This is a genomic window from Flavobacterium zhoui, from assembly GCF_042787235.1.
Lineage (GTDB): Bacteria > Bacteroidota > Bacteroidia > Flavobacteriales > Flavobacteriaceae > Flavobacterium > Flavobacterium zhoui.
The window spans coordinates 94627-109193 of record NZ_JBHZPY010000007.1 but is presented as its reverse complement, the minus strand read 5'-3'; the positions used below and the strand labels follow the sequence as shown (position 1 = coordinate 109193).

The 14567-nt window shown below is 33.6% G+C and carries 12 protein-coding genes; 2 read left to right on the top strand and 10 right to left on the bottom strand.

Features of this window, described 5'->3' with window-relative positions; all coding sequences use genetic code 11:
* Positions 1–22: 22 nt before the first annotated feature.
* The 4 genes from ACFX5F_RS09815 to surE form a co-directional block, all read right to left on the bottom strand.
* A complete protein-coding gene (locus ACFX5F_RS09815) occupies positions 23–523 on the bottom strand; it encodes a C40 family peptidase (protein WP_379851880.1) in 501 nt (166 codons plus the stop codon).
* Between the two features lie 47 nt (positions 524–570).
* Positions 571–1683 carry a lipid-A-disaccharide synthase gene (lpxB, locus tag ACFX5F_RS09810; RefSeq protein ID WP_379851879.1) on the bottom strand — a complete coding sequence of 371 codons (1113 nt, stop codon included), beginning with the start codon at positions 1681–1683 and terminating at the stop codon, positions 571–573.
* A gap of 100 nt (positions 1684–1783) precedes the next feature.
* Complete coding sequence (locus ACFX5F_RS09805) at positions 1784–2056, bottom strand: hypothetical protein (protein ID WP_379851878.1); 273 nt, start codon at positions 2054–2056, stop codon at positions 1784–1786.
* On the bottom strand, positions 2049–2831 hold the full coding sequence (surE, locus tag ACFX5F_RS09800) for a 5'/3'-nucleotidase SurE (RefSeq protein WP_379851877.1): 783 nt from the start codon (positions 2829–2831) through the stop codon (positions 2049–2051). Before surE ends, ACFX5F_RS09805 begins: the two co-directional genes overlap by 8 nt.
* 209 nt (positions 2832–3040) lie before the next feature.
* Here surE and ACFX5F_RS09795 point away from each other — a divergent pair, with 209 nt between their 5' ends.
* Complete coding sequence (locus ACFX5F_RS09795) at positions 3041–5314, top strand: carboxy terminal-processing peptidase (RefSeq protein ID WP_379851876.1); 2274 nt, start codon at positions 3041–3043, stop codon at positions 5312–5314.
* 518 nt (positions 5315–5832) lie between these two features.
* On the opposite strand, the gene rodA is transcribed toward ACFX5F_RS09795, so the two are convergent.
* The 6 genes from rodA to purH form a co-directional block, all read right to left on the bottom strand.
* On the bottom strand, positions 5833–7068 hold the full coding sequence (rodA, locus tag ACFX5F_RS09790) for a rod shape-determining protein RodA (protein WP_379851875.1): 1236 nt from the start codon (positions 7066–7068) through the stop codon (positions 5833–5835).
* An 18-nt stretch (positions 7069–7086) separates the two neighbouring features.
* Positions 7087–9024 (bottom strand): penicillin-binding protein 2, encoded by a 1938-nt coding sequence (gene mrdA, locus ACFX5F_RS09785; protein ID WP_379851874.1) that lies wholly within the window; start codon positions 9022–9024, stop codon positions 7087–7089.
* Positions 9021–9527 (bottom strand): rod shape-determining protein MreD, encoded by a 507-nt coding sequence (locus ACFX5F_RS09780; RefSeq protein ID WP_073205516.1) that lies wholly within the window; start codon positions 9525–9527, stop codon positions 9021–9023. Before ACFX5F_RS09780 ends, mrdA begins: the two co-directional genes overlap by 4 nt.
* Positions 9520–10344, bottom strand: coding sequence for a rod shape-determining protein MreC (gene mreC / locus ACFX5F_RS09775; RefSeq protein ID WP_073205520.1), 825 nt, complete (start codon positions 10342–10344; stop codon positions 9520–9522). Before mreC ends, ACFX5F_RS09780 begins: the two co-directional genes overlap by 8 nt.
* Positions 10345–10429: 85 nt before the next feature.
* A complete protein-coding gene (locus ACFX5F_RS09770; RefSeq protein WP_073205523.1) occupies positions 10430–11458 on the bottom strand; it encodes a rod shape-determining protein in 1029 nt (342 codons plus the stop codon).
* Between the two features lie 54 nt (positions 11459–11512).
* Positions 11513–13039 (bottom strand): bifunctional phosphoribosylaminoimidazolecarboxamide formyltransferase/IMP cyclohydrolase, encoded by a 1527-nt coding sequence (gene purH / locus ACFX5F_RS09765; protein ID WP_379851873.1) that lies wholly within the window; start codon positions 13037–13039, stop codon positions 11513–11515.
* Positions 13040–13203: 164 nt separating this feature from the next.
* Between purH and ACFX5F_RS09760 the strand changes: the two genes are divergently transcribed.
* Positions 13204–14454 (top strand): ABC transporter permease, encoded by a 1251-nt coding sequence (locus tag ACFX5F_RS09760; protein ID WP_379851872.1) that lies wholly within the window; start codon positions 13204–13206, stop codon positions 14452–14454.
* Positions 14455–14567: the final 113 nt, after the last annotated feature.

Here is a 14567-nt window from a genome sequence, read left to right as displayed (position 1 = left end):
CACTAGGCCAAATTATTAATTATTACAAAATTCTATTTAACTGAGCATATGTTCTTTTGTAGTAAGACTCTTTTGTTGAGGAAATAATCACTCCTTTTGAGGTAGAGGAATGTATGAATATTATTTCGTCATCATTGACATCAATGACCATTCCCACATGATTAATCTGAGATTTTCCATTCGTTTTAAAAAAGATTAAATCTCCTTTTTTGGCTTCTTCTCGATCAATAACCACTCCTGTTTTTGATTGTTGATAAGAAGAGTGTGGAAGTTGAACATTGTGCGCGTTAAAAATAGTGCATATTAATCCTGAACAGTCATAGCCAGCTTTTGTAGTGCCAGCGTATTGATATTTAACGCCTATGTTTTCAGTTGCAGTATCTATTAATTCTTCTATCAAACGACTTGTCTTCCTTTTTTCTGATTTTGTGGAATTTTCTTTTTTTGAAGTTGTAACCGCAGCTGTGGGTTTACAGGAAGTAAAAAGGAGAACTAATAAAGAAAGATACAGTAAGTGTTTCAAAAGTTTTTGTTTTTGTAAAAGAATAAAAGGCTATGAAACGACCGAAGTTACTGTAAATCAGCAACAATTAATTTCGCTGTTTTTTTACTCGCACCAATTCCGCCAAGTTTCTCCTCTAATAACTCATATTCTTTTAAAATAGTACCTCGATGTTTGGATTCCAGTATTTTTTTTAATTCCTCTCGAATGCGTTTAGTAGAACAGTCTTCCTGAATTAATTCCGTTACGACTTCTTTATCCATGATTAAATTGACCAGTGAAATGTACTTAAGCGTAACGATCCGTTTTGCAATTTGGTAAGAAGCCCAGCTTCCTTTATAGCATACAACCTCCGGAACCTTGAATAGTGCTGTTTCTAATGTTGCCGTACCGGACGTGACTAATGCGGCAGTCGCATTTTGCAGCAAATCATAGGTTTTGTTTGATATAAACTTTATATTTTCATTTGAAATGAATTGTTCATAAAATGAATAGACCTGACTTGGCGCACCCGCAATTACAAATTGATAATCCGGAAAATCATTGACCACGCTAAGCATCACTGATAACATTTTTGTAATTTCCTGTTGTCGGCTGCCAGGCAAAATAGCGATGATAGGTTTTTCGTTTAACTGATTTTCTTTTCTGAAAACAGTAGCGTCAATTGGTGTTTGGTTATGAATAGCATCAATCAATGGATGACCAACAAATTCCACAGGAAAATGATGCTTGTCTTCGTAAAATTTTTTTTCGAATGGTAAAATCACATACATTTTATCGATGTCACGTTTGATTTCAGTAATTCGGCTTTCTTTCCAGGCCCAAATTTGCGGAGAAATATAGTAGTGAGTTTTCATGCCTAACCCTTTTGCCCATTTTGCAATTCGTAAATTAAAACCAGGATAATCTATAAAAATAATTACATCTGGTTGAAAGCTGGTGATGTCTTTTTTACATATTTTGATGTTATTTAAAATAGTTTTTAAATTAAAAATAACTTCAACAAATCCCATAAAAGCTAATTCTCGATAATGTTTTACTAAAGTGCCGCCAACATTTCGCATCAAATCGCCACCCCAGAACCGAATATCAGCATTAGGATCTTCTTCGTAAAGTGCTTTCATCAAATTAGAACCATGTAAATCGCCTGACGCTTCTCCTGCTATGATGTAGTATTTCATGTTTTATGTGGTGTTTAAAGTCTTGACTTTACAGTAATACCTCTGAAATCAGATTTCTATTTAGTATTGCTTAAGTCAAAGGTATGAATTATTAAATTTTCTATATAAATAGAGAAAGAAGCGCTAAACATATGACGGCTAAAATGACCCCACGGGCCATTATTTCTTTATTTAATTTCAATAAAATTGCAAATGCTACCAAATCAAGTATGGATCCAAGGGTGATTATTTTACCTAGTTTTCCTTCAAATTTCATAAGTTGTATGCCACCTAAAAAGGTATAATCAGTAAAAAAAGTGATGAAAATGAAGCATCCTAGTAGGGATGCTAAAAGACCAATTATAAATCCAGTCAACAAATCTATTTTATTCATTCCAATTCCAAGTGTTAAGTTGTTGTGTTGCGTGATGTGCTGTCATATCAAACTGCACTGGAACAACTGAAATATATCCGTTTTTCAATGCCCATTCATCTGTGTCTTCGCCATGATCCTGGTTTATAAATTCACCTGTAAGCCAATAATAGTCTCTGCCTTGTGGTGTTTTACGCTTGTCGAATTTTTCCATCCAAATAGCTTTAGCTTGACGGCAAATTTTAATACCCTTTATCTCCTTCTCCTTCAATTTCGGAAAATTTACATTCAAAACAACTCCTTCGGGCAGTTTGTTTTCAAGAACTTCCAATGTTATTTTTTTGATAAATGGCTTTATGTCTTGAAAATTTGCATTCCAATCAAAATCTAATAATGAAAATCCAATAGCCTGTATTCCTTCAATACCAGCCTCAACAGCAGCACTCATCGTTCCGGAGTAGATAACATTTATCGAAGAATTAGAACCGTGATTGACACCCGATACGCATAAATCTGGTTTCCTTTTCAGAATTTCACTGACCGCAAATTTTACGCAATCTACTGGAGTACCAGAGCAACTGTATTCAGTGATGGTATCACCTTCCTTTGAAAGTTTGTTCAAATAAAGCGTGTCGTTTATTGTAATTGAATGACCTGTAGCGCTTTGTGGAGAATCAGGAGCGACAACAATGACTTCACCAATTTCTGCCATTACCGCTATTAATGCTCGAAGTCCTGGTGCAGAAATGCCATCATCATTGGTAACTAATATTAAAGGTTTAGCTTGTTTTGTCATTTTTTATTTTTAAGAAAAGATTTTTAATTCACAATTTATAGAACAAATGTAGTTACACAAAACGGTATTTTATAAACAAAAAATATAAAATTTATGAACTTGATTTATTATAGCCAAAACAAAAAAAACAATTTTATATCTTTAACAAAAAATTATGCAGCGCTTGTTGACGATGGCATAGTTTTTACCGTAATTTAGATTAAAAATTGATGAATACTATTATTGAATATATGAAAAGAAATTATAAAATACTTCTTGTTGTTGCGTGTCTTTCGATATCGCTATTTGCGTTCAAAATCAATGCAGCAAAAGATACAGACCCTGAGAAAGATAAATTACTTTTAGAATTATTGACTTTTGTCATACAAAAAGGACATTATAATCCTGCAACTATAGATGATACTTTTTCAAAAGGAATTTATAAAGACTATATTCAAGCTTTAGATCCTTCTAAACGTTTCTTTTTGCAGTCGGATATTAATGAGTTTTCAAAATATGAAACGCAATTAGATGATCAATTATTAAATAAAGATTTGACCTTTTTTAATCTTACTTACGATCGTTTAATGCAAAGGATGGAGGAAAGTAAAAAACTCTACAAGAACATTTTGAGCCAACCTTTTGACTACACAATTGATGAGAGTTTTAATACAGACTATGAAAAAGCACCTTATTCGAAAGATAGTAAGGAACTGGCCGATAAATGGCGTAAGCAAATTAAACTGTCTGCTCTTTCCTCGCTAACCGATCGATTGAAAATGCAGGAGAACAAAAAGAATGGAATAGTGGAAGCTAAAGATTCTGCAAATAATATAGAACAAGCGGAGAAATTGAAAGTTGATATCATCAGTGCGGAAAAAGACAATAAGGCTGTGTCTCTAGATAAAGGAAAACTGAAAACATTCGAGCAATTAGAGAAAGAAACTAGAGAAAGTGCGTTGAAATCACTAGATGAATATTTTGGTTTTATGAAGGACTTAGATAGAAATGATTGGTTTTCGGTATATATTAATTCTATTACGGCTCGTTTTGATCCTCATACTAATTATTTTGCTCCTGAAGAAAAAGAGCGTTTTGACGTTAGTATCAGTGGAAAATTAGAAGGAATTGGTGCTCGTCTTCAAAAGAAGAATGATTTTACTGAAATTTCAGAACTTATCTCCGGTGGGCCGGCTTGGAGAGGAAAACAGCTTGAGGCAGGTGATTTAGTTATGAAAGTGGCTCAAGGAGATGAAGAAGCAGTTGATGTTGTTGGGATGCGTCTTGATGATGTTGTTAAAAAAATTAAAGGTCCTAAAGGAACTGAAGTTCGCCTTACGGTGAAAAAAGTAGACGGAACGATTAAAATTATTTCTATAATCAGAGATATTGTAGAAATTGAAGAGACCTATGCTAAATCAAGCGTAGTAAATAAAAATGGATTAAAATACGGCGTTATTTATCTGCCAAAATTTTATATTGATTTTGAAAACAAGGATGGTAGAGATGCCGGGAAAGATATTGCCAAAGAAGTGGAACGTTTAAAAGCAGCCGGTGTAAACGGAATTGTGTTAGATGTTCGCGATGATGGTGGCGGATCATTATCAACTGTTGTTGATATCGCTGGATTATTTATTGAGCAAGGCCCAATCGTACAAATCAAATCCGCAGGTAAAAAGAAAGAAGTTTTATTTGACAGAGACAAAAAAATTGAATGGGATGGACCACTTGTAATTATGGTAAATAGTTTTTCAGCTTCAGCATCTGAGATTTTGGCAGCGGCAATTCAAGATTATAAAAGAGGTATCATTGTAGGAAGTAAGCAAACCTACGGTAAAGGAACGGTGCAAAATGTAATCGATTTGAATCAATTTGTGCGCAATAGTGCTACGGGAGATTTAGGAGCTATTAAGACAACAACTCAAAAATTTTACAGAATAAATGGCGGTTCAACTCAGCTTGAAGGCGTAAGCAGTGATATTGTTATGCCGGACAGATATGCTTATTTAAAAATGGGTGAACGTGATGTAGACAATGCTATGCCATGGGATAAAATTGATCCGGCTGCTTATTCTGTTTGGAATAAAACAGCTAATTTTAATCAGGCTATTGCAAACAGTAAAAAAAGAATCGCGCAAAGTTCCGAATTTCAATTAATTGAAGAAAACGCAAAATGGATAGACAGTAGAAGTCAGGATAATACCTATAGCCTGAACATGGAGAAGTTTAAAATTGCTCAAAATGCGATCGAAGTAACTGCTAAAAAGTACAAGCCACTTTCTGATTACAAAAACGCATTGAAGTTCACTTCATTGCCTTATGAAATTGACGAGGTAAGTAAAGATGTTGTTTTGAAAGAAAAACGTGCGAGATGGCACGAAGCTTTAGCAAAAGATATTTACGTTGAGGAAGCTTTAAATGTTTTGGATGATCTACAATCAAAGAGTGTTGTGAAAAAGGGAATCCCAGCTAAATTAAAAAAGGATAAACTGGCAAAGTCATAATTTGATATGGTTTTATTTTAATAACGAATAAAGGAATTAAAACGCCACAAAAAAATCTATTTTTTTTGTGGCGTTTTTAGTAGTAGTGTAGATTTTAATTCTAAGGAAATGTTAAGATAGTATTTGAAGATAGTTTAGTTTAAATTTTGTTATTAGAAATGAAAAATAAAATTTTGTTCCTATTTCAATATCCATTCTTACTTTAGTTTTCAATAATAGAAATCGCAAAGGGTTTGTTATTGGGATTACTGAACAAGTGCTCGCTTTTTTCTGACAGACGGTAGATTTTTCTTAAATTAAAAGGAGATTTAGAAAATCAAGTAGTAAAAAATAGTGGTCGTAAAAAGGGGGGTTTAAGTAGCTTTGATAGAAATAGAATGCTTTTGAAGGCGCGCAGCATCGTTTTTCTATTTTTACAAAGCGACCAAGGGAAGCCATTGAAGAAATAAATAAAAACTATAGTGAGACGAAAAACTTGAAATGAAAAGTAGGATTTAGCTTCTGATAATAAATGCTGTTTACCATTCATTTACTTTATTGGCGTCCATTTTTATAAAGATAAACAATAATATAGTGAATCCCCATAGTCCCGATCCTCCGTAAGAAAAGAAAGGAAGTGGTACACCTATAGTTGGGAATATACCTACGACCATAGCAATATTTACAAAGAAATGAATGAATAAAATACCGGCGACGCAATAGCCATAAACTCGGCTGAATTTGGTTTTTTGCCTTTCAGCGAGGTAAATAATCCTTAGAAATAATCCAACAAAAAGCCCAATTACGACAAGTGAACCAATAAATCCCCATTCTTCACCAACTGTTGTGAAAATATAATCGGTATGTTGTTCCGGGACAAATCCACCTTTAGTTTGTGTGCCTTCCAGAAAACCTTTGCCAAACCATCCGCCAGATCCAATAGCGATTTCAGATTGATTGGTATTGTATCCAATCCCTTTCATATCGACACTTTTGCCTAATAAAATATTAAAACGATCTCGATGATGTTGTTTAAAAACATGTTCAAAAACATAATTTACAGATAAAACAAAACCTGACATTAGGACAAAAAGGATACTGCTTAATAGTAGATTGCGATCGCCTAATCTCGACTTGAAATGGACTATTACGAGTACCAGTAACGCAATCAAGATTACATATTGTGGTTGCAGTACCAGTGTTAGAACAAATAATAATATAGTAACAAAACCAGTCCAAACATACCAAGAAGGAAGACCTTCGCGATATAATACGATAATGAATATGCTGTATATTAAGGCGCTTCCGGGGTCAGGTTGGGGCAATATAAGCATGACTGGTAAAAAGACAATGGCTAATGCCTGAATCTGCCTGTTGACTTCTTTTAAATTAATTTGAGAATCACTTAGATATTTGGCTAATGCCAATGCCGTAGCTGCTTTTGCAAATTCAGATGGTTGAAGTGTAAAACTTCCGAAACCATACCAACAGCGTTGTCCTGCTATCGTCTTACCAAAAACGAATAAACCGGCGAGTGATAATAAAGAGACTCCAAAAATTATACTTGCATACTTTTCGTAAAACTTTCCATCTACAGAAAGTATTATAAATATTAATGGTATGGTTAATACAATAAATATGAGCTGTTTCTCAGAAGTGCCCTCCATAGATGACAAAGAGGAGGAGTAAATGTTTAACCACCCCATGATCACAAGCGCAATGTATATAATTACACAGGTCCAATCAAGATTGTTCTTTATACTTTGGTTTTTCATCTGAGGTGTATAGTCGTATTAATTCTGTTGAGTTGTGTCCACTTTTATAACTGGGACGGGAACTACGTTTTTTTTGTTTTTTATTGAATCTTCGATTCTTAACTGTAATTTTATAGTTTCTGAAAGTCCGCCTAATTTAGCATATTGTCCTTGTAAGCTGGTGTTAAGTATGCGAGTTTCTAAATCAGTTCTTGTAATTTTTTTTCTTAAGAATTTTTCAATCATTAAACTGGCAATAGGTCCAGCTATTGTTGCTCCAAAACCTCCGTTTTCGACTAATATTGCTATAGCAATTTTAGGATTGTCTTTTGGTGCAAAAGCCACAAAAATGGAATGATCTTTTAGTTGTTCTCTTTTGCCATTTATTTTCGCAAAGTTTTCGGCTGTTCCTGTTTTACCACAAATATCTATCCCTTCTACTTTGAGGGAGCTTGCTGTTCCTAGATTGTACACATCAAACAAACCGCTTATCATAGGTTTGTAATATCTTTTATCAATTGTGGTAACGTGTTTTGTTGTGAATTTTTTATCAATTTTATGACCTTCAATTCTCTTGATGATGTGAGGAGTATAATAGTAGCCTTCATTAGCAACTGTTGCCATCATATTGGCGAGTTGTATCGGGGTCATTAAAACTTCCCCCTGTCCGATGGCATTTGATACGATTGTAGTACTACGCCATCCACCATTAGGATAGATTTTTTTGTATGTTTTTGAATCTGGAATATTTCCTTTTTTTCCGGTTGGTAAATCATATCCCATAAATTGTCCTAGTCCAAAACTCTTTATATGATTGCTCCATACATCTACGGCGTACGCAGGTTTCGCATATTTATTTATGGTCAACATATACGCACTTGCGAAATATGTGTTACAAGAATTGTAGATTCCGTTGTGTAATTGATGCGGTCCAAAACCGTGGCATTTCATGAATCTGCCTCTTGCATAACTAAAACCATGACGGCACATAAAAGTGGTATGCTCATTTACAACACCTTCTTGAAGTGCTACCAGTCCAGTTAAGATTTTAAATGGAGAACCTGGTGGGTATTCCGCAAGTAAACCTCTGTCATATAATGGTTTTGCTATCGAGTCGTGATATAAAACCGTATAATTTTTTGATCTTTGTCTCCCTACTAATATGGATGGGTCGTAGGATGGTGCCGTAACAAGTGCCAGTATTTCACCAGTTTTAGGCTCTATAGCAACAATTCCCCCTCTTTTATTAACCATTAATTGTTCACCGTACTTTTGAAGTTCGGAATCAATAGTTAGATTGATGTCTTCTCCCTGAACAGCGACAGTGTCATATCTTCCTTCTTTATAGGAACCAATTTCTCTGTTGTATTTGTCTTTTTGAAAATATTTCACTCCTTTTATTCCTCGTAAAATATCTTCGTAACTTTCTTCAACGCCTTGTCTTCCTATTAAATCACCACTGTTGTAGTAGGGGTTTTTCGCAACTAATTTCTCATTTACCTGTGTTATGAATCCAAAAACATTGGCTCCGTAATCTACTTCATAGTCTCGTAAAGAACGTTTTTGAAAGTAAAAACCTTCGAATTTTCGAATTTTTTCTTGGAATGCAGCAAATTCGCTTTTGTTTAATTGTGGTAAAAATACCGATGGTAATCTTGGACTGTATATTTTGGCTTTTGCCATTCGTTTCAAGAAATCTTCTTTGGTAATGTCAAGTAATTGACAAAGCTCTAAAGTATCTATGTTTTTTACATCTCTAGGTATAACCATGATGTCATAAGATGCCTGGTTAGCAACTAATAATTTACCATTTCTATCGTAAATATAACCTCTTTCCGGATAGTCATACTTTATTTTGATTGCATTATTGTCTGATTTTAGTTTGAAGGAATCGTCAATAAATTGCAAATAAAATATCCGTAGCACCAGCAATAACGCTGCAACAATGATTAAAGAAGGCAGCAATACTTTTCTCATCTTTTGTTTGGCTTAATAAGGTAGATTATAGTAATACAAAGCAGTAATGTAAATAGGGTGCTTAATAATGTTCTCAGCAATATGTCTAAAATAAAGCTAAACTGAAAAGCTTCTAAAATAAACAAAATGAGATGGTGGATCAAAACAGAAAGTAATATAAAAGAGAATCGTTCCGGAGTCAGCACGTCATTTAATTTAACGGTTTGGTATTCATAACTCAAACCAAAAGAAAATTTAAAAATAAAGGGTCTAAAATAAGCGAGAACTAAACAAGCGGTTGTGTGTATTCCGCCCGAATTAGAAAACATATCCATAATTAGACCAAGAAAAAAGCTGGCGATTAATAACCCGGATTTATTTCCATTTACAGGATATAATATGATAAAGAGTATATATGGGAACGGACTGATATAGCCCAAAAAATTCATATTATTAAAAATAATAATTTGGACTGCCAGTAACAGAACGAAGCGAAAAATATTGACTAACAAAGTGCTATTCATTTTTTTCTTTTTTTTCTAAATTAATAAGTTCTTCACGATCTTTACTTTTTATAATATAAACATGACCTAAATTTGTCATGTCATTAAAGAGTTTCACTTTTATTGTATAATAGTGAGTTTGATCGTCTATTTCTATTTTGTCAATTGTTCCTATGTTGATATTCTCAGGAAATATTACAGATTGTCCACCAGTTACGATGGTATCTCCTTTTCTAACTGAAGCAAGTCTAGGCACATCTATTAATTGTACAAAACCAGTGCTTTTTCCATTCCAAATCAAAGAACCAAAATGATTAGATTTTTTGATTTTTGCATTTATTTGAGATTTTGTATTCAAAATACTCACCACAGTAGAATATCTTGGGGATGTGTTATCAATAATACCTATGATACCCAAATCATTGATTACTCCCATGTCCGGTTTTACGCCTTGAAGTTCGCCTGAATTTAAAGTTAAATAGTTTTCATGTGAATTGAACGAATTATGAATCACTTTAGAAACTACTATATCAGATGGTTTTACTCCTTTTAAGCTGTCTAATTTCTTTATTACAGTGGTGTCTTTTTTATTAAATAATAGACTTTTTAACTTTGCATTTTCAAGCGCAAGGGCATCATTTTGAGTTTTTAAATTTAAGTACTCATTGATGTTATTGACTTTTTCATAAACACCTCCACTCAAAAAGTTAGCAGAACTGATTATTTTACTTCTATGAAAAGAGTGAGATTGAATAGTTAGCGTTAACGAAATACCCAAAAGCAGCAAAAACAGTATTCGATTACTGTTTTTAAAAATAAAATTAAATATTTGCTGCATTTTTTTTAAGTTAAAATTTTTAAAAAATCAAACCCCAAATTCCAAAATATCGATTTATAAATTGGAATTTGAAAATTGGAATTTGTTATTTTATAAGGATACTTTTGAATTTTGTAATGTTTTTAAGCGCCATACCAGTTCCTCTAACTACAGCTCTCAAAGGGTCTTCGGCAATGTAAACAGGTAAATCTGTTTTTTGCGAAATTCTTTTGTCAAGACCTCTCAACATTGATCCACCACCTGCAAGATAGATTCCTGTATTGTAGATATCTGCTGCTAATTCTGGTGGGGTTTGAGATAAAGTTTCCATTACGGCATCCTCAATCCTTTGAATTGATTTGTCTAATGCTTTAGCTATTTCTCTGTATGAAACCTCTACTTGTTTTGGTTTACCGGTAAGTAAATCTCTTCCTTGAACAGACATGTCTTCTGGAGGAGTTTCTAAATCTTCGATGGCGGCACCGATTTGGATTTTTATTTTTTCAGCGGTAGTTTCTCCAACAAAAAGGTTGTGTTGGGTACGCATATAATATACAATGTCATTTGTAAATACATCACCAGCAATTTTTACTGATTTGTCACATACAATACCACCTAATGCTATTACTGCAATTTCAGTAGTTCCTCCACCTATATCGACAATCATGTTTCCTTTTGGTTGCATGATATCGATTCCAATACCTATTGCGGCTGCCATAGGTTCGTGTATCAAATAAACTTCTTTACCGTTAACTCTTTCGCAGGATTCTTTAACCGCTCTCATTTCCACTTCAGTAATGCCAGAAGGAATACAAACAACCATTCTTAATGCGGGAGTAAACATTCTTTTCTTCAATGCTGGTATGCTTTTTATAAATAAGCTTATCATTTTTTCAGAAGCATCAAAATCAGCGATTACACCATCTTTCAAAGGTCTGATCGTCTTAATGTTTTCATGTGTTTTACCCTGCATCATGCTTGCTTCTTTACCTACAGCAATGATTTTGCCCGATACTCTATCACGAGCAACTATTGAAGGGCTGTCAATTACAACTTTATCATTATGTATGATTAAAGTATTAGCGGTACCAAGATCTATCGCGATATCCTCGGTCATGAAATCAAAAAATCCCATAAGTTTTTTAGGGGTTAAATAGTTATAAATTTGAGACGGGCAAAGTTAAACAAATTAATGTTTAAAATGACGCGTTCCAGTAAATACCATTGCAAGTTTATTTTCATTGCAATAATTGATGCTCAATTCGTCTTTTATTGATCCACCAGGCTGAATCACTGCAGTAATACCTGCTTTTTTTGCAATTTCCACACAATCGGGGAAAGGAAAGAATGCGTCACTTGCCATTACCGCTCCGTGTAAATCAAAATGGAAATTATTTGCTTTTTCTATGGCTTGTAATAAAGCATCGACTCTCGATGTTTGTCCAGTACCAGAGGCTATAAGTGTACCGTTTTTTGCAAAAACAATTGTGTTTGATTTTGTGTTTTTGCAAATTTTAGAAGCAAAAATTAAATCTAGAACTTCTTGTTCTGAAGGAGCTATAGTCGTAACGGTTCGCAAGTCTTCTTTATTGTCTGTAATACTGTTTCTTTCCTGAACTAGAATCCCGTTCAAGCAAGAACGAACCTGCTTTTGTGGTAAAATCACATCGTTTTGAACTAATATAATTCTATTTTTCTTTTCTTGTAAGATTGTAATGGCCTCAGCATCATATTCAGGGGCAATAACTACTTCGCAAAATAATTTATTTATTTCGGTTGCTGTTTTAACATCTATTTTTGTGTTAGAAATCAAAACGCCTCCAAATGCTGAAGTTGGATCGCAAGCCAAAGCTACTTCATACGCTTGGCTTATGGTGCTTCTAGTAGCTAAACCACATGCATTATTGTGTTTTAATATGGCAAAAGTAGGGCCGTCATTTTTGAATTCATTAATTAAATTAACGGCAGCATCTACATCTAATAAGTTATTGTAAGACAATTCTTTTCCGTGAAGTTTTTTGAACATGGCATCAAAATCACCAAAGAAAAATCCTTTTTGATGTGGATTTTCTCCGTATCTCAATACTTGTCCATTAGCAATACTTTGTTTGTATATAGTTTCGTCTGTATTGAAATAATTGAATATGGCAGTGTCGTAATGAGAAGAAACATGAAATGCTTTTGTAGCCAATAATTTTCTGTCCTCAAGAGTTGTTTCTCCATTTTGATTTGTTATCAAATCTAGAAGTAAGCCATATTGATCAACAGAAGCTACAATTACAGTGTCTTTGAAGTTTTTTGCAGCAGCACGAATCAAAGAAATACCACCAATATCTATTTTTTCAATAATATCTTCTTCGCTGGCTCCTGATGCAACTGTTTTTTCAAAAGGATATAAATCAACAATAACTAAATCAATTTGCGGAATATTAAATTCTTCCATCTGTTGCACATCACTCTCGTTGTCTTGACGATTTAGAATACCTCCAAAAACTTTTGGGTGTAAAGTTTTTACTCTGCCACCAAGAATAGATGGGTAAGAAGTTACGTCTTCAACTGGTATCACAGGAATATCCAAGTTTTTAATAAAATCCTCAGTTCCACCTGTAGAATATAGTATGACATTTTGAGAATGTAATTTTCTTACAATAGGCTCTAGACCTTCTTTTGAAAATACTGAAATTAATGCAGATTGAATTTTTTTAGTAGTGTTCATTGTGTAGTTATAATTATAAAGTGCAAAAATAGTTTTTTTTTGATTATAAATTCCAACGAAGATTCGTAACATTATCTTAAATAATCATACTAACTTGTTGGTAGGGTTTTATTAGGTTCCTGAATAAAATTTATTGAATTTTACCTTAACGCAAAAAAGTTTTTATGTTAGTCTATCTTCGGTTATTAAATGAGAGTTTTAGTTTTGCAATGAATGCCTTACGAAATAACAAATTAAGAACGTTGCTTTCTTTGTTGGGGGTTACCATTGGTATTTTTTCTATCATAGCGGTACTGGCAGCCGTAGATTCTTTGGATAGAAAGATTACAAAAGATTTAAGCAGCTTAGATAAAAACACTATTTATTTAATGAAATTTTCTTTCGGACCGTCTGATATTCCACAATGGAAAAGGGAGCAGTTTCCGAATGTTGAATACGATGAGTATACCTACATGAAAGGTGCTATGACTAATACGGCGCAAATGGGATACCAAATATTCACAAAAAGAGAATCTATAAAATACGACTCTAAAACCGTAAGTGATGTCAATGTTGTCCCTGTTTCGCATGAATTTATAGATATTCAAGGACTTGAATTTGAAAAAGGAAGATTTTACAATGAATCAGAAGCTAACTCTGGTGCTACAGTAATAGTCCTAGGTGATGAGATTGCAAAACAATTATTTGAGAATTTTGACCCAATAGGCAAGAATGTTCGTTTGTATGGGAAAAGATTTACGGTTATTGGGGTTTTAAAAAAAGAAGGAGCAGGGTTATTTGGAGACAGTAATGACACTACTGTTTTTATTCCTGTTAATTTTGTACGTCAGCTGTACGGAGACAGTAATACAACATCAACGAATGTAATTATTTTAAAGCCTGAAAAAGGTATTGATATGGAAGCTTACAAAGGTGAAATATCTCAAAAATTACGAAGTTACAGAGGTTTGAAATCGGGAGAAATTGATAATTTTTTCATTAATGTATTTTCAGGTTTTACTGATTTTATTGATAATATTTTAGGTCAAATGAATGTTGTAGGCTGGATTATAAGTGGATTTTCACTACTTGTAGGAGGATTTGGGATTGCTAATATTATGTTTGTTTCCGTAAAAGAGCGCACGAATTTAATAGGAATTCAGAAATCTTTAGGGGCAAAAAATAGATTCATTCTGTTTCAGTTTTTATTCGAAGCCATCATACTTTCGGTAATTGGCGGAATTATAGGACTTTTGTTGGTTTGGATTATTTCAGTAGTTTTAACAAAAGTGGTGGATTTTGAATTCGTTTTAGGGATAGGAAATGTTCTTTTAGGAACTGGTCTTGCCGCGTTAATTGGGTTGATTTCTGGAATTCTTCCTGCTATTGCCGCTTCTAAATTGGATCCTGTTGAGGCAATTAGAACCGGGATGTAGGACTTGTTATCGGATAAAGAAAGTACTAAACTTCATATAAAAACGGCTCTCAAAATAATTGAGAGCCGTTTTTCTTTGTGCTTTTTAAACAAAAAAAATCCCGATTATTTCGG